The organism is Arthrobacter sp. PAMC 25486, from assembly GCF_000785535.1.
Classification (GTDB): domain Bacteria; phylum Actinomycetota; class Actinomycetes; order Actinomycetales; family Micrococcaceae; genus Specibacter.
The window spans coordinates 866052-888314 of sequence record NZ_CP007595.1 but is presented as its reverse complement, the minus strand read 5'-3'; the positions used below and the strand labels follow the sequence as shown (position 1 = coordinate 888314).

General features: G+C 62.3%; 19 protein-coding genes. 14 read left to right on the top strand and 5 right to left on the bottom strand.

Going from position 1 to position 22263, the window contains the following annotated elements; genetic code table 11:
* The first annotated feature begins 3 nt into the window (after positions 1–3).
* The 5 genes from art_RS04175 to art_RS04155 all read left to right on the top strand — a co-directional run bounded on the left by art_RS04175 (position 4) and on the right by art_RS04155 (position 5494).
* Entirely contained in the window at positions 4–1077 is a 1074-nt protein-coding gene (locus art_RS04175; RefSeq protein WP_052135984.1) for a PhoH family protein, read from the top strand.
* Positions 1074–1547 (top strand): rRNA maturation RNase YbeY, encoded by a 474-nt coding sequence (gene ybeY / locus art_RS04170; protein ID WP_038462645.1) that lies wholly within the window; start codon positions 1074–1076, stop codon positions 1545–1547. The genes art_RS04175 and ybeY overlap by 4 nt, the downstream gene beginning before the upstream one ends.
* Positions 1544–2863, top strand: a complete 1320-nt coding sequence (locus art_RS04165; protein WP_082000093.1) for a hemolysin family protein — start codon at positions 1544–1546, stop codon at positions 2861–2863. Before ybeY ends, art_RS04165 begins: the two co-directional genes overlap by 4 nt.
* Positions 2856–3821 carry a GTPase Era gene (gene era / locus art_RS04160; RefSeq protein WP_052135982.1) on the top strand — a complete coding sequence of 322 codons (966 nt, stop codon included), beginning with the start codon at positions 2856–2858 and terminating at the stop codon, positions 3819–3821. The genes art_RS04165 and era overlap by 8 nt, the downstream gene beginning before the upstream one ends.
* Before the next feature lie 95 nt (positions 3822–3916).
* Positions 3917–5494: an LCP family protein gene (locus art_RS04155; RefSeq protein ID WP_038462643.1), complete on the top strand. Its 1578-nt coding sequence runs from the start codon at positions 3917–3919 to the stop codon at positions 5492–5494.
* An 86-nt stretch (positions 5495–5580) separates the two neighbouring features.
* Here art_RS04155 and art_RS04150 read toward each other — a convergent pair whose 3' ends face one another.
* A complete protein-coding gene (locus art_RS04150) occupies positions 5581–7542 on the bottom strand; it encodes a M13 family metallopeptidase (RefSeq protein WP_038462640.1) in 1962 nt (653 codons plus the stop codon).
* Between the two features lie 256 nt (positions 7543–7798).
* On the opposite strand from art_RS04150, the gene leuA reads away from it, so the two are divergent.
* The 3 genes from leuA to art_RS04135 all read left to right on the top strand — a co-directional run bounded on the left by leuA (position 7799) and on the right by art_RS04135 (position 11286).
* The gene (leuA, locus tag art_RS04145; protein ID WP_038462638.1) at positions 7799–9541 is read left to right on the top strand and encodes a 2-isopropylmalate synthase; all 1743 of its coding nucleotides are present in this window, start codon (positions 7799–7801) and stop codon (positions 9539–9541) included.
* 170 nt (positions 9542–9711) lie between these two features.
* Complete coding sequence (recO, locus tag art_RS04140) at positions 9712–10464, top strand: DNA repair protein RecO (RefSeq protein ID WP_038462636.1); 753 nt, start codon at positions 9712–9714, stop codon at positions 10462–10464.
* A 6-nt stretch (positions 10465–10470) separates the two neighbouring features.
* On the top strand, positions 10471–11286 hold the full coding sequence (locus art_RS04135) for an isoprenyl transferase (protein ID WP_038462634.1): 816 nt from the start codon (positions 10471–10473) through the stop codon (positions 11284–11286).
* A 59-nt stretch (positions 11287–11345) separates the two neighbouring features.
* On the opposite strand, the gene art_RS04130 is transcribed toward art_RS04135, so the two are convergent.
* Together art_RS04130 and art_RS04125 are read right to left on the bottom strand one after the other, a co-directional pair.
* Positions 11346–12401, bottom strand: coding sequence for an alpha/beta hydrolase (locus art_RS04130; protein WP_038462631.1), 1056 nt, complete (start codon positions 12399–12401; stop codon positions 11346–11348).
* The gene (locus art_RS04125; protein ID WP_038462629.1) at positions 12398–14071 is read right to left on the bottom strand and encodes an FAD-binding dehydrogenase; all 1674 of its coding nucleotides are present in this window, start codon (positions 14069–14071) and stop codon (positions 12398–12400) included. The genes art_RS04130 and art_RS04125 overlap by 4 nt, the downstream gene beginning before the upstream one ends.
* A 95-nt stretch (positions 14072–14166) precedes the next feature.
* On the opposite strand from art_RS04125, the gene art_RS04120 reads away from it, so the two are divergent.
* Positions 14167–15234 (top strand): quinone-dependent dihydroorotate dehydrogenase, encoded by a 1068-nt coding sequence (locus tag art_RS04120; RefSeq protein ID WP_038462627.1) that lies wholly within the window; start codon positions 14167–14169, stop codon positions 15232–15234.
* 127 nt (positions 15235–15361) lie between these two features.
* Here art_RS04120 and art_RS04115 read toward each other — a convergent pair whose 3' ends face one another.
* Positions 15362–16366, bottom strand: a complete 1005-nt coding sequence (locus tag art_RS04115; RefSeq protein ID WP_038462625.1) for an aldo/keto reductase family protein — start codon at positions 16364–16366, stop codon at positions 15362–15364.
* A gap of 93 nt (positions 16367–16459) precedes the next feature.
* A complete protein-coding gene (locus tag art_RS04110; RefSeq protein ID WP_038468635.1) occupies positions 16460–17080 on the bottom strand; it encodes a DUF3043 domain-containing protein in 621 nt (206 codons plus the stop codon).
* A 70-nt stretch (positions 17081–17150) separates the two neighbouring features.
* Between art_RS04110 and art_RS04105 the strand changes: the two genes are divergently transcribed.
* The 5 genes from art_RS04105 to art_RS04085 all read left to right on the top strand — a co-directional run bounded on the left by art_RS04105 (position 17151) and on the right by art_RS04085 (position 22242).
* The gene (locus art_RS04105) at positions 17151–18593 is read left to right on the top strand and encodes a dipeptidase (RefSeq protein WP_052135981.1); all 1443 of its coding nucleotides are present in this window, start codon (positions 17151–17153) and stop codon (positions 18591–18593) included.
* A gap of 77 nt (positions 18594–18670) precedes the next feature.
* Positions 18671–19057 carry an iron-sulfur cluster assembly accessory protein gene (locus tag art_RS04100; protein ID WP_038462623.1) on the top strand — a complete coding sequence of 129 codons (387 nt, stop codon included), beginning with the start codon at positions 18671–18673 and terminating at the stop codon, positions 19055–19057.
* A gap of 301 nt (positions 19058–19358) precedes the next feature.
* On the top strand, positions 19359–20123 hold the full coding sequence (gene coxB, locus art_RS04095; RefSeq protein WP_253901468.1) for a cytochrome c oxidase subunit II: 765 nt from the start codon (positions 19359–19361) through the stop codon (positions 20121–20123).
* 14 nt (positions 20124–20137) lie between these two features.
* Positions 20138–21844 (top strand): cytochrome c oxidase subunit I, encoded by a 1707-nt coding sequence (ctaD, locus tag art_RS04090; RefSeq protein WP_052135980.1) that lies wholly within the window; start codon positions 20138–20140, stop codon positions 21842–21844.
* Positions 21841–22242 carry a cytochrome c oxidase subunit 4 gene (locus tag art_RS04085; protein WP_038462617.1) on the top strand — a complete coding sequence of 134 codons (402 nt, stop codon included), beginning with the start codon at positions 21841–21843 and terminating at the stop codon, positions 22240–22242. The genes ctaD and art_RS04085 overlap by 4 nt, the downstream gene beginning before the upstream one ends.
* Positions 22243–22263: the final 21 nt, after the last annotated feature.

The window sequence follows — 22263 nt, the reverse complement described above, 5'->3', positions numbered from 1 at the left end:
CTTATGGCAGAGACAACAGCACACCGCCCTGATGCATACCCCGATGAGGGGCCCGGGCGGCACTTCCCGCATTCCGTGGACGGCACGCGTACAGAAGTGGTGCACTTTCTCTCCACCGAGCAAATGGTCGCTACCCTTGGTGCCGAAGACGAAGGTTTACGGATTGTTGAAAACCTTTATCCCGATGTCAGCTTTCTGGCACGCGGCAATGTCTTGACCATGACCGGTCCTTCCTCCGTGGTTCCGCGCATCATGCACCTTATGGAAGAAGCGCGCGGCATGGTGGCCCGCAACAACACCATGAATGCGGCCGTGTGGGAACAATTGGTGGCGATGCTCAAGAGCCGCCCGGATTCCCCTGCCGTGGACATACTCAGCTATGACATTCTCTCCAGCAGGGGACGGACCATCAGGCCCAAGACGGCCAACCAAAAAGAGTATGTTGACGCCATCGACCGCAACACCGTGGTTTTTGGCATAGGACCGGCCGGCACCGGAAAAACGTACCTGGCCATGGCCAAGGCCGTCCAGGCGCTGCAGCACAAGGAAGTCAGCCGGATCATCCTGACCCGTCCGGCCGTTGAGGCAGGGGAACGCCTCGGCTTCCTGCCCGGAACCCTCAACGACAAGATTGACCCGTATCTGCGCCCGCTGTACGACGCCCTGCACGACATGATGGATCCCGAAACCATCCCCAGGCTCATGGCGGCAGGCACCATAGAAGTTGCTCCACTGGCGTATATGCGCGGGCGGACACTCAACGATGCCTTCATAATTTTGGATGAAGCACAGAACACCACGCCGGAACAGATGAAAATGTTCCTGACACGTCTTGGCTTTGGTTCCAAGATCGTCGTCACCGGCGACATCACCCAGGTCGACCTGCCCTCCGGCACCAAGTCGGGGCTGCGGGTGGTCAGGGAAATCCTGCACGACGTCGACGACATCAATTTTTCAATCCTGGACGCTAGCGACGTTGTCCGCCACCGCCTGGTGGGGGCCATTGTCAGCGCCTACAACTCCTGGGACGACGCACATCCCAGCCCCACGACACCTAAGGACAGCACCTCACGATGAGCATCGAAATTAACAATGAATCCGGCGTGGAGGTGCCGCAGGAAGATCTCGTCAGGCTGATCAAGCACATCCTGGGCGCCATGTTTGTGCACCCCCAAACGGAAGTTTCGGTGATCCTCGCGGACGTGCCCACCATGGAAAAACTGCACATCGAATGGATGGACGAGCCGGGCCCCACCGACGTGCTGTCCTTCCCCATGGATGAGCTGCGCCCCGGAACGGCAACCAACCCGACAGCGCCCGGCCTGCTTGGCGACATTGTGCTGTGCCCTGTGGTTGCCGCCGAACAAGGCGAGGCGGCCGGCCACAGCATGGAAGAGGAGCTCCTGCTCCTCACCACGCACGGCATGCTGCACCTTATGGGCTACGACCATGCCGAGCCGGAAGAAAAAGAAGAGATGTTTGGCCTCCAGCGTGAACTGCTCTCCAGCTTCCTGGGCAAGGAAGCACCGCGGGAGACAATGAAGTGACGCTTGTTGCTTTACCGGTCATGGGAGTGATCTTCACTGTCATCGCCGCCTTCATGGCCGCCCTCGAGTCAGCTTTGAGTTTCTTTCCCCGCCATGATGCCGAGGCAGTGGCTGCCCATGGCCGCCACGCATCCCTGGAAAAAGTGCTGGCAGAACCCGCCGTCCACCTCAACGCACTGCGATTTTGGCGCGTGTGGTCCGAAATGGCTGCCGCAGTTGCTGTTGCCATCTTCCTTGTTGGTTTGTTGGGCAATGAATGGATTGCCGGTCTCATCGCCACAGTCGTGATGGCTGTCCTGGGATTCATGCTGGTCGGTGTTTCCCCACGCAGACTGGGCAGGATGCATGCAAGTGCACTGATCGGGCGTTCCGCCTGGTTGGTGCACCTGCTGCGGCGGATCCTGGGCCCCATCCCCGAATGGCTCATCCGGCTTGGTTCGTTGCTGGCCAAGGACACCACGGGCAGTGACGACGCCTTTGTCAGCGAAGAGGAATTCCGCGAATTCGTTGACCGTGCCAGTGAAGCGGACATGATCGAAGACGATGAAGCAGAACTGATTCACAGTGTCTTTGACCTGGGCGAAACCATGGTGCGCGCCGTCATGGTGCCGCGCACGGAAATCATCAGCGTTGACCAGGGCGGCGCCCTTGAGGATGCACTGGAAATTTTCCTGCGCTCAGGGTACTCCCGCATCCCCGTCATAGGCGAGAGCACCGACCATATTCTTGGCGTGCTGTACCTGAAGGATGTTGTTGCCACGCTGCACAGGCTTGGGGACCACGAGGAAGCGCCCAAGGTGGAGCAGCTGGCAAGAAGCGTCCGCTACGTGCCGGAATCCAAAACTGTCGCCGACCTCCTGAAGGAACTGCAACGCGAATCCACCCATTTCGCCATCGTTGTGGACGAGTACGGCGGTACCGCCGGGCTTGTGACACTGGAAGATTTGATCGAGGAAATTGTCGGCGAAATCGCCGACGAGTACGACCAGGTTTCACCAGAGGTACAAAAACTGCCCGACGGCAGATATCTCGTCAAGGCCCGCATGGCCATCGATGAGCTGGGGGAACTCTTCGGCAAAGACATTGACGACGACGAAGTGGACACGGCAGGCGGCTTGCTCGCCAAACACCTGGGCAGGATTCCCTCCGTCGGCAACAGTGTGGAGGTCAACGGCATCTTGCTGGTGGCCCAGAGAATTGAAGGTTCACCCAACCGGGTCAGCCACCTCATTGCCAGCGCCATTGAACCAGCCGAGAATGACAGTACGGCCATTAAGACCCCCACCGAGCAGCAACACAGGAGCGATCATGAGTAAGAACAAGGGCAAGTCCGGCCTGATTGAAAGCAAGGGCGATGACTTCCGCGCAGGTTTTGCCGTTCTTGCAGGCCGCCCCAATGCGGGCAAGTCAACATTGACCAATGCGCTCGTGGGGCAGAAGGTGGCCATCACCTCCGCGAAGCCGCAAACCACCCGGCACACGATTCGCGGAATCGTCCACAGGGACAACTTCCAGCTGGTCCTGGTGGACACCCCCGGACTGCACAGGCCCCGGACATTGCTGGGTAAGCGCCTGAACGACCTCGTTGCGGACACGCTGTCGGAAGTGGATGTCATCGGCTTCTGCCTGCCCGCCAACGAAAAGATCGGCCCCGGTGACCGCTACATCGCAGCACAGCTGGGCAACGTGGGCAACAAGCCGGTCATTGCCATTGTGACCAAAACTGACACGGTCGACCGGCAGGCGGTGACGGACCAGCTCATAGCTGTTGAGAAGCTGGGCCGGGAGGTCATCGGCGAAAGGGGATTTGCCGCCGTCGTGCCTGTCTCCGCCGTGGAGGATTTCCAGGTTGAAACGCTGGCGAAGGTATTTGCCGACTACCTGCCGCTGTCACCAGCGCTCTATCCCGACGGCGAACTCACGGATGAGCCCGAAGCCGTCATGGTTGCGGAGCTGATCCGTGAGGCAGCCCTGGAAGGTGTGCGGGATGAACTGCCACACTCCCTGGCGGTTGTGGTGGAGGAGATCATCCCCCGAGAGGGGCGTAGCGAGGACAATCCGCTGCTGGATGTGCGGGTGAACCTTTACGTTGAACGGCCTTCCCAGAAGGCCATCATCATCGGCAAGGGAGGCGCCAGGCTGCGCGAGGTGGGCACCAATGCACGCAAGGGCATTGAGGCGCTGCTGGGCACTAAGATTTACCTGGACCTGCACGTGAAGGTCGCCAAGGACTGGCAGCGTGATCCCAAGCAGCTGGTCAAGCTGGGCTTCTAAGCCACAACTGTCGGGGTAGCGCGCGGCGTTGGGGATGTTCCCAGTTTTGCTCGCTAAACTCGTCAAAGTCATTATTGTCTGTGAAAGGTTCATCCATGGGGCGTCGCCGTGCCGAAACGGGGCAAGCGAAAGCTGCCAGCACCCCACGCAGTGGACCCCGCAGCTCAGCAGGGCCGGTCGGCAGGCACTTCAAGCCGGCGAAGAAGCCCTCACTGTGGCTGCGGATCACGGCACTGACGCTCTCGGCCGTCGTGGTGCTCGGTCTGGGAACCGCAGGCCTGCTGTTTTACAAGCTGCAGACCAACGTGACCACGGCAGAACTAAACGTGGGGATCGGCAACAAGTCCTCCAACCAGCCGCAGGCCGAGCAGACAGGCTCGTTGCAGATCCTGATCATGGGCACCGACACCCGAGCCGGAGCCAACAGCGAGTACGGTACGGCCGATGACTCCACCGGCGAGGGCAACGCCGATGTCATGCTGCTGATGGACATTTCAGCCGACAACAGCCGCGTCTCCGTCACCAGTTTTCCACGCGATTTGATGGTCCCCATCCCGGACTGCAAGAGTGCCGACGGCAACGGCGTCATCGCAGGGTCGTTGGCGGGCCAGCTCAACGCCTCCCTTCAGGCGGGGCCGGGATGCACCGTTGCGGCGATCAATGACATCACCGGGCTGACCATCGACCACTTCATGCTGGCCGACTTCACCGCCGTGAAGGAACTCTCAACAGCCCTAGGTGGCGTGGAAGTATGCATCGACCACGCTCTGAATGACAACCCAGGGTCAGGGCTGGTGCTGCCAGCAGGCAACAGTTGGATTTCGGGGGAACAAGCCTTGCAGTTCCTGCGCACCCGCCATTCATTCGGTGATGCCAGTGACCTTTCCCGCATCCAGGCCCAGCAGTATTTCCTCGGCTCCATGATCCGCAAGGTCAAGAGCGAAGGCACCCTGACCAACCTGCCCAAACTGTATAACCTGGCCGACGTGGTCACAAGGAACCTGACCATCGACCAGGGCCTGGCCAACATTCCCTCCATGGTGGGCATTGCCACGCGCCTGGCAAAGATTGATCTTGCCCAGGTGGCGTTTGTCACAGTTCCCACTGCGGCGTACGTGGGCGACAACAACAAGGTCCAGCTTTTGGAGCCAGACGCCGCACAATTCTTTGCCGCCCTGCGCAATGGCACCTCGCTCACGCCGGAGCCCGCGGCCCCGGAGGAAACCCCCGGCACGGAAACGCCCGGTGCAGAAACTGATCCGGCCACGGACCCGGCCACCGAAGTCCCGGCCTACGATAAGGCACTCCAGCCGATATCCATCGCCAACGCCTCATCCCTGGTGGGCCGGAGCATGGAACTCATCCAGCTGCTGGCCGCTGACGGCTTCACCAACACCTTCAGCGTGGGTGACGTGCCGGCGGAGGCGCAAACCCGGGTGCTTTACGGTGCCGACATGGCCGATGTTGCCGCCGATGTTGCGGCCCTGTTCAAGCTGCCCGAAACGGCCGTGGTCTCCGACCCGACCATTGTTGGCGTGCGCCTGCTGGTGGGCAGCGACTGGGTGTCCGGCACCGAATACGGCACCACGGTGGTCCCGGAGAAAATTGTCTCCAGTACGGCCGATCAACCCGGCCAGTGCCTGACCGTCAACCCGGACATGTACCCGCGCTGACCTTGTGGTTGGACAGTGATGGCAATGGCGGCCCGGGGATCCGGGTCGCCATTGCCATTTGTTTTAGTTGTTCGCCACCGTCACTGCTACCAGATGCTGACGCGTTCGGCAGGTTCGCGCCACATCTTGTCGCTGGGTGTGGTCTCGAAGGCCTCGTGGAAGGCGTCAAGATTGCTGACCACGGCATTGCAGCGCAGCTCGGCGGGGGAGTGCGGGTCAATGGTCAGCCGGCGCAGTGCCTCTTCCGGGCGGATCTTGGTGCGCCAGCACTCAGCCCATGAATAAAAGAAGCGCTGTGCCCCGGTCAGCCCGTCAATGATTGCCGGTTCCGCGCCGTCCAGGCTCAGTTGGTACGCCTTGAATCCGATGGCCAGGCCGCCAAGGTCGCCAATGTTCTCGCCCAAGGTCAGCTCGCCGTTGACCTTCTCACCGGGGGCGGCCGCGGGTGACAGGTCGTTGTATTGCTCCACGAGCTTTGCTGTGAGCTTCTCAAACGCTGCCCGGTCCTCATCGCTCCACCAGTTGCGCAGGGCACCCGTGCCATCAAATTGTGAGCCCTGGTCGTCAAAGCCGTGCCCGATCTCGTGACCGATGACGGCACCGATGCCACCATAGTTGGCGGCGTCGTCGGCCTCGGCATCGAAGAACGGAGGCTGCAGGATGGCGGCCGGGAACACCACTTCGTTCATGGTGGGGTTGTAGTAGGCGTTGACGGTCTGGGGTGTCATGAGCCACTCTTCCCTGTCGATCGGTGCGCCGATCTTGGCCAGCTGGCGGGCCAGTTCAAAGGCGTTGCTGCGCTCAATGTTGCCCAGCAGGTCACCGGCCACAATCTCCAGGGTGGAGTAGTCACGCCACTTGGCCGGGTAACCGATCTTGGGTGTGAAGGCAGCCAGCTTCTCAAGTGCCTTTTCCTTGGTGCCGCTGCTCATCCAGTCCAGCTCGTTGATGCTGGAACGGTAGGCCTCGATCAGGTTGGCGACGAGCTTTTCCATGTGCGCCTTGTGGGACTCGGGGAAGTGCTCCGCGACGTAGAGTTCGCCCACCGCCTCGCCCAGGACACCCTCGACCAGGGCGACCCCGCGCTTCCAGCGGTCCCGGATGGCGGGGGTGCCGCTCAGGGTGGTGCCGTAGAAGGCGAAATTCGCGTCAACAAAGTCCTGCGACAGGTAACCAGCCAGGCTGGAGATGGTGCGCATGGACAGCCAGGCCTGCCAGTCAGGGCAGCGCTCCGCCACCAGCAGTGCCTGCTGGCCGGTGAAGAATCCGGGTGTTGCAACAACCAGCTCGGCGCTCTGCTCCGCAGTGATGCCCAAGGCTTCCAGCCAGGGTTCCAACTCCGGCAGCAACGCCAGCGTTGCGGCACGGTCCATCAGGTTGTAGGTCTTCTGCGGATCGCGCAATGACACCTTGTCGAGGTGGGTGGCCGCGATCTCGGTCTCCAACGCCATGACACGCGGTGCCTTGGCGGCGGCATCGGACACGCCGGCAAGCTCCAGCATGGTCTGCACGTGTGTCACATACGCGGTGCGCACCGACTCAAATTTTTCCTCGCGGTAGTACGACTCGTCGGGGAGCCCCAGCCCGGCCTGGAAAAGGTGCAGCAGCGCGCGGTCCGGATTTCCGGCGTCGTTATTTACATAGGCGCCAAACAAGGTGCTGCCGCCCGTGCGGTCAAACTCGCCCATGAGCCGTGCCAGCGCGTCGATGGAGTCCGCCGCGTCAATGGCGGCAAGCTTCTGTGCCAGCGGGGTCGCGCCGGCAGCGTCGATGGCGGCCTCGTCCATGAACCCGGCGTAGAGTGCACCGATCTTGGCAGCCAGGGGGTTGGCCGCCCCTGCGCTGTCCGCTTCTGCTCCGGCGTGTTCAATGATGGCCTTGACAGCGGCCTCGGAGTCATCGCGCAAGGTGATGAAGGAACCTGTCAGGGCACGGTCCGCCGGAATCACCTCCGCTTCCAGCCAGGCACCGTTGACATGGTCAAACAAATCATCCTGAGGCCGGGTGTTTGGGTCAATGTGGGCGAGGTTGATACCGGAATGGGTCAAGAGAATCGGTTCCCCTTCATGGGTCAGCAGTTTTTACGTACCGGGCATAAACCCGCAACGTGAGTTCGTTCACCATCATCCTACGTGCCGTGCTAGGGTAAAAATGTGCGCACTGGAATGCTTCTCCTTAGCTGCCGCGGCGAGGCCTAGAACCTGTTGAATTTTGTCGATTCGGACCATGGCCACCCTCGCTGCGGTGTTTGTGTTGCCCGGCCGGCCTCCCAATTCGTTGAACAACAGTAAAGGGTCATCTTCCATGCGAAATGCGCAAAAAACCTCCGGAATGCCCGTAGAGCGTTACCTCCCGTTTCAGGACCAGATCACGGTCAATCTGCCCGATCGCACCTGGCCTGACAAGGTCATCACCAAGGCCCCGCGCTGGTGTGCAGTGGATTTGCGCGACGGCAATCAGGCGCTGATCGACCCCATGAGCCCCGGCCGCAAGATGAAAATGTTTGCGCTGCTGGTCAAGATGGGCTTCAAGGAAATTGAGGTCGGTTTCCCTTCGGCCTCACAAACGGACTTTGACTTTGTCCGCCAGCTCATCGACGGTGGCCACATCCCCGACGACGTCACCATCCAGGTCCTGACCCAGGCCCGTGAACACCTGATCGAGCGGACGTACGAGTCCTTGATCGGTGCCAAGCAGGCGATCGTGCACCTGTACAACTCCACGTCCGTGCTGCAACGTCGCGTCGTGTTCAAGCAGGACGAGGACGGCATCCTGGACATCGCCCTGCAGGGTGCCCGCCTGTGTAAGAAGTATGAAGAGACACTCGCCGACACGCAGATCACCTACGAGTACTCGCCGGAGTCCTTCACCGGAACCGAACCCGAGTATGCACTGCGCGTCTGCAATGCCATCGCCGACATCTTTGAGGCATCGGCCGACAACCAGGTCATCATCAACCTGCCCGCCACGGTCGAAATGGCCACCCCCAATGTTTACGCGGACTCCATCGAATGGATGAGCCGCAACCTGCACCCGCGTGAGGGCATCGTGTTGTCCCTGCACCCGCACAACGACCGCGGCACCGGCGTGGCCGCAGCCGAGCTCGGATACCTGGCAGGTGCCGACAGGATCGAAGGCTGCCTGTTTGGCAACGGTGAACGCACCGGCAACGTCGACCTCGTCACCCTCGGCCTGAACATGTTCACCCAGGGCGTGGACCCCATGATCGACTTCTCCGACATCGACGAAGTGCGCCGCACAGTTGAGTACTGCAACCAGCTGCCCGTGCCCGAGCGATCCCCCTATGGCGGTGACCTGGTGTTCACAGCATTCTCAGGATCGCACCAGGACGCCATCAAGAAGGGCCTGGAGGCCATGGAAGCGGACGCGGCCGCCGCCGGCGTCGACGTCGACGCCCAGACCTGGGCTGTCCCGTACCTGCCCATCGACCCGAAGGATCTGGGCCGCAGCTACGAGGCAGTCATCCGGGTGAATTCCCAGTCCGGCAAGGGCGGTGTGGCCTATTTGTTGAAGAACGAGCACAGCCTGGACCTGCCGCGCCGTGCCCAGATCGAGTTCTCCGGCGTCATCCAGCAGCGCACCGACACTGTTGGCGGCGAGGTCAGTGCCGCCCAGCTGTGGACCATCTTCAAGGACGAGTACCTGCCGGCCGAGGATGCAGGCCAACAGTGGGGCCGGTACCGCATTGGCCCGTTCACCACCTCAACGGACGACGACGGTGAGGTCACCCTGGGTGCCAAACTGATCATCGACGGCGTGGCACACCAACGCACGGGAACCGGCAACGGCCCCATCGCCGCCCTGTTGGCCATCCTCTCCGAGGACGGCATGGACGTGCGCGTCCTTGACTACTCCGAACATGCCCTGTCCGAAGGTGGCGACGCCCGCGCAGCAGCCTTCGTGGAATGTGCTGTGGGCGAGCGCGTGCTGTGGGGCGTAGGCATTGACGCCAACACCTCCACGTCGTCATTGAAGGCAGTCATCTCCGCCGTCAACCGGGCCATCCGGGACTCCCGCGCCGCCTGACGCAGACCGGGCACGCTGAAAGCCTGACACACCCGCACACCCGCACACCCGCACACCCGCACCCCGGCAGCGAACCAACCATGGTTTGCTGCCGGGGTGTTTTGTGTCCCAGCCGCAAACGGCCGGTGTGCCAGTGCCGGCAAGCGGGGCAATGATGGGACAATGGAGGGGTGTCCAATCGATCTTTTGCCTCCCGCACCTATAGGGACGATGCTGTGGTGCTGCGCACCCACAAGCTGGGCGAGGCAGACAGGATCATCACGCTGCTGACGCACCACCACGGGCAGCTGCGCGCCGTGGCCAAGGGTGTGCGCCGCACGAGCAGCAAATTCGGCGCCCGGCTGGAACCCTTCATGGTGGCCGACCTGCAACTGGTCAAGGGCCGCTCCCTGGACATCGTCACACAGGCCGTGGCCAGGGCCAGTTATGGGGACGCCATCGCCGCCAACTATGACCGCTACGTGGTGGCCGCCGCCATGGCGGAAACGGCCGAACGGCTGACAGATGTTGACGGGGAGACCTCAACCTCGCATTACCTGCTGCTGGTGGGGGCTCTGGGCTCCCTGAGCCGGGGCGCGCACGCAGCGGAACTGATCCTGGACTCCTACCTTTTGCGGGCCGTGTCAATCGCGGGCTGGGCACCAAGCTTTTCCGAGTGCGCCCGCTGCGGTGAGCCCGGCCCCCACGGGGCGTTCAATGCGTCCCTGGGCGGTGCAGTCTGCCACAACTGCCGCCCGCCAGGATCGCCGGCACCGGCGCCTGAAACCATGATGTTGCTTGGCAGCCTGCTCAGCGGTGACTGGGCGGGCGCCGATTCCTCCGCGCCCATTCATCGGCGTGAGGCTGCAGGTTTGGTGGCAGGATATGTGCAATGGCATTTGGAACGCACGGTGCGTTCCCTGAAACTTGTGGAGCGTGTGTAAACAACAATGGCCGTCAAACGTAGCAGCCGCAGTAAATCCAAACCGCCGGTGGTGGCGCCCTGGCCGCACCCCTCAGGGGTCACAGTTCCCGCCATTCAGAGCGAGCTTGTGCCAGCCCATGTTGCTATTGTCATGGACGGCAACGGCCGGTGGGCCAACCAGCGTGGCCTGCCCCGGGTGGAAGGTCACAAAGCCGGTGAGCCGGCACTGCTGGACGTCATGGCGGGTGCCATTGAAATGGGCATCAAGTACGTCAGCGTCTACGCCTTCTCCACCGAGAACTGGAAGCGTTCACCCGAAGAGGTGCGCTTCCTCATGGGATTTAACAAGGATGTATTAAGACGCCAGCGTGACCAACTCGACGCGTGGGGTGTACGTATTCGATGGGCCGGGCGCCGACCCAAGCTGTGGGGCTCGGTGATCAGGGAGCTGGAGGAAGCTCAGGAGCACACCAAGGACAATGACGTTATTACCTTGACCATGTGTGTTAATTACGGCGGCCGTGCCGAAATTGCCGACGCCGTTGCGGCCCTCGCCGCCGATGTTGCGGCCGGACGGCTGAACCCGAAGTCGGTCACCGAGAAGACCGTGCAGAAGTACCTGTACGTGCCCGAGGCGCCCGATGTTGATCTGTTCCTGCGCTCCAGCGGAGAGCAGCGCCTTTCAAACTTCATGCTGTGGCAGTCCGCCTACGCGGAGTTCATCTTCATGGACACCATGTGGCCCGATGTCGACCGTCGCACGCTCTGGGCTGCCGTCGACGAGTATGCGCGCCGGGACAGGCGCTATGGCGGGGCCGTGGACGCGGCCGCGCAAGCCTAGACACAGCGGTAAGCCCGGGCGCGGTGGGATGTGGCACGGGCGTACTTAATGCGGTTGTGTTATAAAATTACTGGTTCTGCCGACTCAACATAGCCGCGAAGCCAGCGTGCCAGCCGTGAGTAGCCCTCGGCCCGCACAGGTTCCTTCGACAGGAACACCTCGTGCAGGGCGCCTTCGATCCGCTCTAGGCTCACGCTGTCGCCCAGTGAGAGTGTCCGAAGGGCCAGCGAGCGGACATCCAGGACCACGTCCGCGCGCAGCATGGCATCGCTCCATACAGGCCCCAGCATGCTCTTGGCAGAGAGCAGCACGAGGACCGGCATGGGCAGTTTCAGTCCTCTGGCCACCTCTTGCTGGGCGGCCAGGATCGCCTTCATCCAGCCGGCCCGGACGGGAAAGGCCTGCGGCGGGCGCAGCGCCTTGTCCACCGGCCATTCGCCGTAGGCGTCGTTGCTGATGCCGCGCCAGTAGAAGGACCGCTCGGGCACTCGCATGCGCATCAGCGGGCGCAGGTCAGCCAATTGCACGAGGGGAGTGGCTGCGCGCCGGATGGCAGCGCCGCCCTGGATTTCCAGCCAAGGGCTGTTTAGGATGAGGTGGCTGACATATCCCGGGTTGTGGTGGGCCCAAAGCGTGGCTATCAGCCCGCCCGTGGAATGGCCCATCAGGATGATCGGGGCAGTGCCGGGCACCGCCGCTGGGTCGCCCGCCGGGCACGGGTGTTCACTGGCTATCAGCTCGTGGGCCGCCAGAATTTCAGCGTCGTAGTCGGCCAGGTCCGCCACGTAGCCGCCCAGTTCAGGGGAGGCCAGACTGCGGCCGTGGTTGTGCAGGTCAAGGGCATAAAAGGGGTAGCCGCGGGCCGTGAAGAACTCGGCCAGCTTCGTGTTGTAGAAGTAGTCGCTCCAGCCGTGGATGAACAGCACGGGCGCCCGCGGAGCCGGGGCTTCCCGTGGCGCCGGGTGTACCGGCCGGTGCCGGACCAGCGTGGCTCGGTAGCTGCCGCTGGGGTGGCCGTCCTGAACCCCCTGCTCCCTGATGGGCACCACCAATGAGGTGGCTTGGTAGTCGGGGCCCAGGATGTCCGGGGACCAACGCGGCTCGCGGCGGCTCATGCCCCGGTTGCGCCTGCGGCGTGGCGCCCGGCAATCCTGCCGGAGAACAGGCAGCCACCCAGGAACGTTCCCTCCAGCGACCTGTAGCCGTGCATGCCGCCGCCGCCAAAGCCTGCAGCCTCACCAGCGGCATAGAGCCCGCTTATGGGTGTGCCGTCCGCATCCAGCACACGGGAGGACAGGTCCGTGGCCAACCCGCCCAAACTTTTCCGGGTCAGCGTCGTCAGGCGGACCGCAAAGAGCGGGCCGTGCTCGGGTGCCAGCATGGGATGGGGAGGAACCACCCGCATCAACTTGTCCGTGGCAAAGCGCCGGGCCTCACGGATGGCATTGAGTTGGGTGTCCTTGCCGAGTCCGCTTTCCACCTGGCTGTCCCTGGCGACCAAGGTCTCCTGCAGGGCGGCCGGGTCGATGAGCTCGCTGCCCACCAGGGCGTTCATCTTCGCAGCCAGTTCAGGTGCCGTGCCGGCCTGCAGGAAGTCGACGCCGTGGTCGATGAAATTCTGCACGGGACCCGGCGCGCCCGGCAGGGCCCGCTTGGCGAGCAGCTTCACGTCCTTGCCCGTCAGATCGGGGTTTTGCTCGGAGCCTGAGAGGGCAAACTCCTTGCTTATGATGGTTTTGTTCAAGATGAACCACGAATGGTCGTGCCCGGTCGTCTCCAGGTGCCGCAGCGTGCCGATGGAATCAAAGCCGGGAAAGAGCGGCACTGGCAGCCGCTTCCCTGTGGCGTCGAGCCAGAGCGGCGACGGGCCGGAGAGGATGCGGATGCCGTGGTTGGGCCAGACGGGGTCGGGGTTGTGGATGCCCTCGGGGTAGTGCCACATGCGGTCGGTGTTGATCAGGTTGCCGCCCGCCCGTGCCACCGCCTGCTGAAACTCGCCATCCACGGAGGCCGGCACACCCGTCAACATGTAGCCCGGGCCGTCGCCGTTGGGCCACTGGTCCCGAACCATGGGATGGTTTCCGCCAATGCCGCCGGTGGTCACAATCACGGCTCCGGCACTCACACTGAAGTCGCCCGAGACGGTGCGGCTGCTGGCAACACCGCGTCCGACGCCGGATTCCTCCAGCAGCTGCCCACGCACCCCGGTGACGTTTCCGCCGTCGAACATCAACTCTGTGGCACGGTGGCGGAAGGCCAGCTGCACCTTCCCGGCAGCCACGCCTTCCTCCACCTTGGCGAGGAAGGGGGCTACAATGCCGGGTCCGGTGCCCCAGACGACGTGGAAGCGCGGGACGGAATTGCCGTGCCCCTGGGCATCGTAGCCGCCGCGCTCGGCCCACTGCACGAGCGGGAAGAGCCGCACGCCGAGGGAGTGCAGCCAGGCGCGCTTCTCACCCGCGGCAAAGTTAACATAGGCCTCGGCCCACGCGCGGGGCCAGGCGTCCTCGGGGCGGTCAAAGTCGGCAGAGCCCAGCCAGTCTGCCAGGGCCAGCTCGGCGGAATCCTTCACGCCCAGGCGGCGCTGCTCGGGAGAGTCCACCAGGAACAGCCCGCCAAAGGACCAGTGCGCCTGGCCGCCCAGGGACGCCTCGGGCTCCTGGTCAAGGATGAGTACCGTCCGGCCGGCGTTGTAGGCCTCCGCCGCACTCACGAGCCCAGAGAGCCCGGCCCCCACCACAACAACGTCGGCCTGCGTCCATGTCCCTGCTCCGTTGCTGTCCATGAGGCCATGCTAACGCCTCGGGCGGGAGGTGTGTGGTGTCACGGATCGGGGGCAGGCGTTTTGCAGTTGTGCCGCAGAACCGGAAAACTAGGGGTATGCGAATTTATCCCACAGTTTTCCGGCTCTGTTTTTCCTGGATGGACGCCGAAAAGGCACACAAGATCGGCTTCTCCATGATCAAGGCGATCCATGCTGTGGGTGCCGGCGCCGTTTTGCGCCGCATGTTCACACCGCCAGAGTCACTGGCGACGCAGGCTCTTGGCCTGACCTTTCCCACCCCGTTCGGCCTGGCCGCAGGGTTCGACAAGGAAGGCAAGGGCATCAACGCCCTCGCGAACCTGGGTTTTGGCCATGTTGAGGTCGGCACCATCACGGGCCAGCCGCAGGACGGCAACCCGCAACCACGACTGTTCCGCCTGGTGGAGGACCGTGCCGTCATCAACCGCATGGGCTTCAATAACGACGGCGCAGCCGCCGTTGCGCCGCGCCTCGAGCAGGCGTTGGCCGGGCTGGGTAAAACCTACCCGGGTGTGCGCCCCGTCATCGGTGTGAACATTGGCAAGACCAAGGTGGTGGAACTGGAGGACGCGCTCGATGACTACCTCATCAGCGCCCGCACCCTGGCACCGTCCGCGGACTACATGGTGGTCAACGTCAGTTCCCCCAACACCCCCGGCCTGCGCCTCCTGCAGGACGTGGCCACGCTGCGCCCACTGCTGACGGGGGTCCGTGAAGCCGCCGATGCCGCCGCCGGCCGCCACGTGCCGCTGCTGGTGAAGATCGCCCCCGACCTTGCCGACGAGGATGTGGCCGACGTGGCTGCTCTCGCCCTTGAACTGAAGCTCGACGGGATCATTTGCACGAACACCACCATCAGCCGTGACGGACTGGCCAGCCCTGCCGCCATGGTTCAGGAAAAGGGTGCCGGCGGGCTCTCTGGTGCACCGCTGAAGGCCCGCTCACTGGCCGTGTTGCGCCAGCTTAAGTCCATCACGGGCGAGCACCTGACGTTGATCTCGGTGGGCGGCGTGGAAACCGGCGCCGACGTCCAGGAACGCCTCGACGCCGGGGCAACCCTCGTCCAGGGTTACACGGGCTTCCTCTATGAGGGACCGTTCTGGGCGGCCCGCATCAACAAGGAATTGGCAGCCCTGCGCAAATAACTACACACAAAAAACCGGCCCTTCCGTCGGGGTCCCTCGCGAGCAGTAAGATTTCCTCGGTCGCTGAGCGACCTTGAAAATCCATCCTCGCTCCGGGACCCCGACTGCAGGGCCGGTTTTGTGTCCGTTACGCCACGCGGGTCGGTGGGCTGACCGTCTTGGCGGGGTCATTCACGATGGACGGGGCCAGGGCGGTGTCGATCGCGGCCATGAGTTCGGCCGGGATCGTCACTCCGGACGCCTTCACGTTTTCGGCGACCTGTTCCGGGCGTGAGGCACCGACCAGGGCTGTGGCGACGTTCTCGTTTTGCAACACCCAGGCGATCGCCAGTTGGGGCATGCTCAGGCCGAGTTCGTTGGCGATGGGCTGCAGTTTCTGCACGTTCGTGAGGATGTCGTCGTCGAGGAACGCCTTGATGGTGTTGGCTCCGCCGTGTTCGTCCGTGGCACGGGAGCCTGTCGGGAGGGGGGCTCCTGGGCGGTATTTGCCGGACAGCACGCCCTGGGCCATGGGCGACCAGACTACCTGGGACATGCCCAGCTCCTTGGCGGCCGGGATAACCTCGGGTTCAATGACCCGCCACAGCGCCGAGTACTGCGGCTGGTTGGAGACAAGCGCGAATCCGGCCTCGCGGGCCAGGCGCTGGCCGTCGCGCAGCTGCTGCGCATTCCATTCCGAGACGCCGATGTAGAGCGCCTTGCCCGCACGGACCACGTCGGCGAAGGCTGTGATGGTCTCTTCGAGAGGGGTTTCATGGTCATAGCGGTGCGCCTGGTACAGGTCAACGTAGTCCATGTTGAGGCGGCGCAGCGAGTTGTTGATGCCCTCCATGATGTGCTTGCGGGAGAGGCCCGTGTCGTTAGGCCCCTTGGGCCCCACAGGCCAGTAGACCTTTGTGAAAACCTCCAGTGATTCGCGGCGTTCCGTGGCCAGGGCGGCGCCGAGGACTTCCTCAGCGGCACCATTGGCGTAGGCGTCTGCCGTGTCAAAGGTGGTGATTCCGGCGTCGAGTGCGGCACGTACGCACGCCGTTGCGACGTCGTTCTCCACCTGGGAGCCGTGGGTCAGCCAGTTGCCGTACGTGATTTCAGTGATTTTCAGGCCCGAACGGCCAAGGTAGCGATATTCCATGGCTCTAGTTAACACCGTTAAAGTGCGACGCCGGCCACTTCCGTTTGGAAGCGGCCGGCGTGTTGTGCTGGGGGTGCGTTGACTGACGGGAGGCTACGAGGGCCATTCCCCGCGGCGCACCATGGGCTTGGGCAGGCGCAGGCGGCGGAACTGCATGGATCGCATGCACGCATACCAGATAACGCCGGAGTCGATCGTGTGGAACTTGGCGATCAATGCCTTCTTGAGCTTGCGGGACATGAGCCACACGTCGATTGCCACAAACGCGACCATGACCCAGAACAGGCCGAAGATGATCAGCTGGGAATCGTTGGAGGTGCCGTCGGCGTTGCGCACCGGGATGATCACCGTCAACAACACGATGGCCAGGGCGGCGAACATGACAAACTCGCCCAGGCTGAAGCGCGCATCGATGTAATCGCGGGCGTAACGCTTTTGCGGACCCTTGTCACGGGCCGGCAGGAAACGCTCCTCACCGGTGTCGAGGGCACGGCGCATGCGAGCCTGCTCTTCACGGCGGGCGTCGCGGGCGGCAACCTTGGCGGCAGCCCGGTCGTTGGGCACGAGGGGGCGCTTGCGTGCCTCTTCCTGCGCCTTCCGGGAAGGGGTGGGCACGCCCTTGGCTGACTGCGGGTCCTTGAACCGGGCAGACTGCTCGTCGGAAACAGGCGTTACCTGCAGGTCGGGGGCTTGATCTTTCTTACGTCCAAACACCCATAAAGGATACCCCGAACAGCGGCCCGGCTTTGCCGCCGGGAATTCGTGGCGCGGTAGTCTGGCAAACATGACCCTTCATGAACCAGCAGGCCCGCAGCTCTCACCGGAATTGACCGGCGCGCTGCCCATCGCCGAGCTGCGCAGCAGTGTTGCCGCCAGCTTCCCCGCAACCGTCTCCGAGCTCATCGACCTGGTGGCCATCCCCGGCATCGCCTGGGACGCCTTCGACGCGGCGCAACTTGAACGCAGCGCCGAAGCTGTCGCCGCCCTGATCCGCACCACAGGCATTGCCGACGTGCAGATCCTGCGTGTCCCCAAAGAGGATGGCACCCCCGGTGGGCCGGCCGTCGTCGCCCGAAAACCCGCAGCCCCCGGCCAGCCCACCATCGTGCTCTACGCGCACCATGACGTGCAGCCTCCCGGCGATGAAGCACTCTGGGACAGCACTCCCTTCACCGCCGAAGAACGCAACGGCCGGCTCTATGGCCGCGGCGCCGCCGACGACAAGGCGGGCATCATGGCCCACATTGCTGCGTTCCGTGCCATCACCGCAACACTCGGTGAGGAGTTCGGCGTCGGCGTTACCTTCTTCATTGAAGGGGAGGAGGAAGCCGGCTCACCCACCTTCGCCGACTTCCTGAAGGAACACCAGGAACTACTTTCCGGCGACGTGATCGTGGTCGCCGACTCCGCCAACTGGCAGATTGGCATCCCAGCCCTGACCACCAGCCTGCGTGGCCTGGTTGACGGCACCGTGGAGGTGCGGGTCACCGGGCACGCCGTCCACTCGGGCATGTTTGGTGGCCCCCTGCTGGATGCCCCCACCCTGCTGGCGCGCCTCATCGCCACCTTCCACGACGAGAAGGGTTCCGTGGCCATCAAGGGGCTGGCGAGCTCCGACACCGCGGCCCTTGACTACCCTGAGGAGCTTTTCCGCTCTGATGCTGCCGTGCTCGACGGCGTGTCCCTGGCTGGCACCGGCAGCCTCGCCTCACGCTTGTGGACCCAGCCGGCTCTGTCCGTCATTGGCATGGACATTCCCAGTGTGGATATGAGTTCCAACACACTCTTGCCTGCCGCCCGGGCCAAGATCAGCCTTCGCATTGCGCCGGGCCAGGATCCGGCCGAAGCCATGGCCGCCCTTGAGGCGCATGTGACTGCCCATGCCCCCTTTGGTGCCCAGGCCACCTTCCTTCCCGGCGAGGCGGGCCAGCCGTTCGCGACTGACACGAACGCCCCGGCAGCCCAGGCAGCCTTGTGGGCCATGGGGGAGTCGTGGGGAGTAAAGGCGGTTGAGACGGGAATGGGAGGTTCCATACCGTTCATTGCCGACCTCAAGGTCAGCTTCCCGGACGCCCAAATACTCGTGACCGGCGTCGAAGATCCCGATTCCAGGGCGCACAGTGCCAACGAATCCCTGCACCTGGGTGACTTTGAAAAGGCGATTGTTTCGCAGGCACTGCTGCTGGCCGCCATCAACGCCGGTGCGCTCGGGGAACACGGGGCCTGACTTTCTTGTTGATACAAGTTAGCGACCCTGCCGGGCTCGACGTAGCATGTAGTAGTACCCTCACGTAAGGAAAAGCCATGACCGCAAATGTCCAAGAAGATTCTTCACCTGTTGTTGCCGCAGAAACCGAATTGGCCACCCACGGTGTGCTCATCAGCGATGTAGCCGCTGGCAAGGTACGCAGCCTGCTTGAACAGGAAGGCCGCACGGACCTGCGCTTGCGCGTAGCCGTTCAGCCCGGTGGTTGTTCAGGCTTGATCTACCAGCTGTACTTCGATGAGCGCATGCTCGACGGGGATGCAGTCCGGAATTTTGACGGCGTCGAAGTTGTCATTGACAAGATGAGCGTGCCGTACCTTGACGGGGCGAGCATTGACTTTGAAGACACCATCTCAAAGCAGGGGTTCACCATCGACAACCCCAATGCCGGTGGCTCATGTGCCTGTGGCGATTCCTTCCACTAAGTAAAGACTTTTACTCGATGTAGGGTGTTCGGAAAAAGTTTCTTCGTGGACATCCGACGCACGGAGGGTTTGGTGCGCTTTTTGTGCGCCATAGCGGTAAGCTCTACATCGAGTAGTAAAACCCATTTAGCTCCGGCGGACTGAAAACCGCTGCAGAGCACAGTAACAAGAGGAAGGGCCGTCTGTGAGTTCGCAGGACCGAACCGGCAGCCGACGCGCAAAAGTCATCCCCATCACGGGCTTGGCCATTGCCGGAGCGTTAGCTTTGTCTGGATGTACGGCAGAGAATAAGAATGGCTGGATGCCAGGCGAGCGTGATACCACCAATCACACGGCTGGGATCATCGATCTGTGGGTTAACACCTGGATCACAATCTTGATCATTGGTTTGATCACGTGGGGCCTGATCATCTGGTGCATCATCGCTTACCGTCGTCGCAAGGGTGCCACTGGTTTCCCGCGTCAGACGAGTTACAACCTCCCGTTGGAGGTTTTCTATGTGTTGGTGCCGTTGTTCATGGTGCTGGTCTTCTTCCACTTCACCGATGTGGAGCAGCAGTCCATCAACGCACGCGTTGACAACCCGGACGTGACTGTTGACGTCCGCGCCAAGCAGTGGTCTTTTGACTTCAACTACTTGGCTGGCAACGACGTCCAGGAGTCCGTGTACTCCGTAGGTGTTCAGGCTGAGCTGGACGGCAAGCCGTTCGACAAGTCGACGCTGCCCACACTGTACTTGCCCGTGAACCGCTCGGTAGAGCTTCAGCTGAACTCCCGTGAAGTGATCCACTCCTTCTGGGTGCCTGCGTTCCTGGACAAGAAGGACATGCTCCCCGGCAAGACCAACTACATGACCCTGACGCCCACGGCGCTCGGTGAATATGATGGCAAGTGTGCCGAACTCTGCGGCGAGTACCACTCGGAAATGCTGTTCAACGTTCACGTTGTCACACAGGACGAGTTTGATGCACGCATGGCCGAGTTGAAGGCCAAGGGCCAGACCGGCGAGCTGACCGAGAAGTACGACCGCAATCCCGGTCCAATTAATTCTGTGAATCAGAAGTAGGGGGGAAGAGGAAAGTGTCTACGCTCGAGTACTCGGCAACCGAAGTGAATTCGGCTGCTCCTAGGGTCGTTCCGGTTTCCAAGGGACGCATTGTCGTCAACTGGATCACCTCAACGGACCACAAAACAATCGGGTACATGTACCTGATCGCATCATTCATCTTCTTCTGCCTCGGCGGCGTCATGGCGCTGGTCATCAGGGCGGAATTGTTTGAACCTGGCATGCAGATCCTGCAGACCAAGGACCAGTACAACCAGTTGTTCACCATGCACGGCACGATCATGCTGCTCATGTTTGCAACACCCCTCTTTGCCGGCTTTGCCAACGTCATCATGCCCTTGCAAATTGGTGCACCTGACGTTGCCTTCCCGCGTTTGAATGCCCTGGCGTTCTGGTTCTTCCTCTTCGGCAGCAGCATCGCCGTCGCCGGCTTCATCACCCCCCAGGGTGCTGCTGCCTTTGGCTGGTTCGCTTACGCGCCGCTGTCGAACACCACGTTCAGCCCCGGTGTTGGTGGTGACTTGTGGGTCTTCGGCCTCGCACTGTCAGGTTTCGGTACCATTCTTGGTTCCGTCAACTTCATCACCACCATCATCACCTTGCGTGCCCCCGGCATGACGATGTGGCGCATGCCGATCTTCACCTGGAACACCTTGATCACCGGTATTTTGGTGCTCATGGCGTTCCCGCCGCTGGCAGCAGCACTGTTCGCACTGGGTGCCGACCGCCGCTTCGGAGCACATATCTTCGATGCTGAATATGGGGGGGCCATGCTATGGCAGCACCTGTTCTGGTTCTTCGGCCACCCCGAGGTGTACATCATTGCCCTGCCGTTCTTCGGCATCGTCTCTGAAATTTTCCCGGTCTTCAGCCGCAAGCCGATCTTTGGTTACAAGGGCCTGGTCTTTGCCACCATCTCCATTGCTGCATTGTCCGTGACCGTGTGGGCTCACCACATGTACGTCACCGGTCAGGTCATGCTGCCGTTCTTCTCCTTCATGACAATGCTTATTGCAGTGCCAACGGGTGTGAAGTTCTTCAACTGGATCGGCACCATGTGGCGTGGTTCCCTGACGTTTGAAACGCCCATGCTGTGGAGCCTCGGCTTCATCGTCACTTTCCTCTTCGGTGGTTTGACGGGCATCATCTTGGCCTCACCGCCGCTTGACTTCCACGTCTCGGACACTTACTTCGTGGTTGCACACTTCCACTACGTCGTATTCGGCACGGTCGTGTTCGCCATGTTCGCAGGCTTCTACTTCTGGTGGCCCAAGTTCACCGGCAAGATGCTGAACGAGCGTCTCGGCAAGATTCACTTCTGGCTCTTGTTCCTGGGCTTCCATGGCACGTTCCTCATCCAGCACTGGCTGGGTGTCCTGGGCATGCCGCGCCGCTACGCCGATTACATGATTGAAGACAACTTCACGTGGATGAACCAGTTCTCCACTATTTCTTCCTTTGTTCTGGGTGCCTCGATGATTCCGTGGTTCTGGAATGTGTACATCACCTGGCGCAGTGGCAAGAAGGTTGAAGTTGACGATCCTTGGGGCTTTGGTGCTTCCTTGGAGTGGGCGACTTCCTGCCCGCCGCCGCGTCACAACTTCACGTCCCTGCCGCGCATCCGCTCGGAGCGTCCGGCACTGGATCTGCACCACCCGGAACTCGCACCGCACTACCAGCCTGAACCGGCTGTAGCAGGCTCGAAGGGAGCACAAAAGTGAAGGTAGAAGCTTGGCTCTTTCTGCTCCTAGGTGTCTTCTTCATCCCCGTTGCCGTTGTTTACGGCTTCATGGTCGACTGGAATGAACACGTCGGGTACCTGGCACTGTTCCTGCTGGCAGGCTTGTGTCTGATGATTGGCGCTTACGTCTACGTCACAGGTAAGCGCGTCGGGCCCCGGCCTGAAGACCGCCTGGATGCTGAAGTTCACGAAGGTTCCGGCGAGCAGGGGCACTTCAGCCCCTGGAGCTGGTGGCCGCTGGTGCTCGGTTTGGCCTGTGCAGCAGGCTTCCTCGGACTGGCCGTTGGCTGGTGGGTCTTCCTCTTCGGTGCCGGCCTGGCCGTTATTGCACTGGTTGGCTGGGTCTACGAATACAGCCGCGGAGACCACGCACACTAAGCTTGACCCGTCTCACCTCCG

What these genes read in the sequence shown, in the direction of transcription:
- art_RS04125 (WP_038462629.1), bottom strand. Translation starts at nt 14,071, where the DNA reads ATGGACAGCAACGGAGCAGGGACATGGACGCAGGCCGACGTTGTTGTG.
- art_RS04120 (WP_038462627.1), top strand. Translation starts at nt 14,167, where the DNA reads ATGCGAATTTATCCCACAGTTTTCCGGCTCTGTTTTTCCTGGATGGAC.
- leuA (WP_038462638.1), top strand. Translation starts at nt 7,799, where the DNA reads ATGCGAAATGCGCAAAAAACCTCCGGAATGCCCGTAGAGCGTTACCTC.
- coxB (WP_253901468.1), top strand. Translation starts at nt 19,359, where the DNA reads ATGCCAGGCGAGCGTGATACCACCAATCACACGGCTGGGATCATCGAT.
- art_RS04105 (WP_052135981.1), top strand. Translation starts at nt 17,151, where the DNA reads ATGACCCTTCATGAACCAGCAGGCCCGCAGCTCTCACCGGAATTGACC.
- art_RS04135 (WP_038462634.1), top strand. Translation starts at nt 10,471, where the DNA reads ATGGCCGTCAAACGTAGCAGCCGCAGTAAATCCAAACCGCCGGTGGTG.
- art_RS04175 (WP_052135984.1), top strand. Translation starts at nt 4, where the DNA reads ATGGCAGAGACAACAGCACACCGCCCTGATGCATACCCCGATGAGGGG.
- ybeY (WP_038462645.1), top strand. Translation starts at nt 1,074, where the DNA reads ATGAGCATCGAAATTAACAATGAATCCGGCGTGGAGGTGCCGCAGGAA.
- art_RS04100 (WP_038462623.1), top strand. Translation starts at nt 18,671, where the DNA reads ATGACCGCAAATGTCCAAGAAGATTCTTCACCTGTTGTTGCCGCAGAA.
- art_RS04130 (WP_038462631.1), bottom strand. Translation starts at nt 12,401, where the DNA reads ATGAGCCGCCGCGAGCCGCGTTGGTCCCCGGACATCCTGGGCCCCGAC.
- era (WP_052135982.1), top strand. Translation starts at nt 2,856, where the DNA reads ATGAGTAAGAACAAGGGCAAGTCCGGCCTGATTGAAAGCAAGGGCGAT.
- art_RS04155 (WP_038462643.1), top strand. Translation starts at nt 3,917, where the DNA reads ATGGGGCGTCGCCGTGCCGAAACGGGGCAAGCGAAAGCTGCCAGCACC.
- art_RS04115 (WP_038462625.1), bottom strand. Translation starts at nt 16,366, where the DNA reads ATGGAATATCGCTACCTTGGCCGTTCGGGCCTGAAAATCACTGAAATC.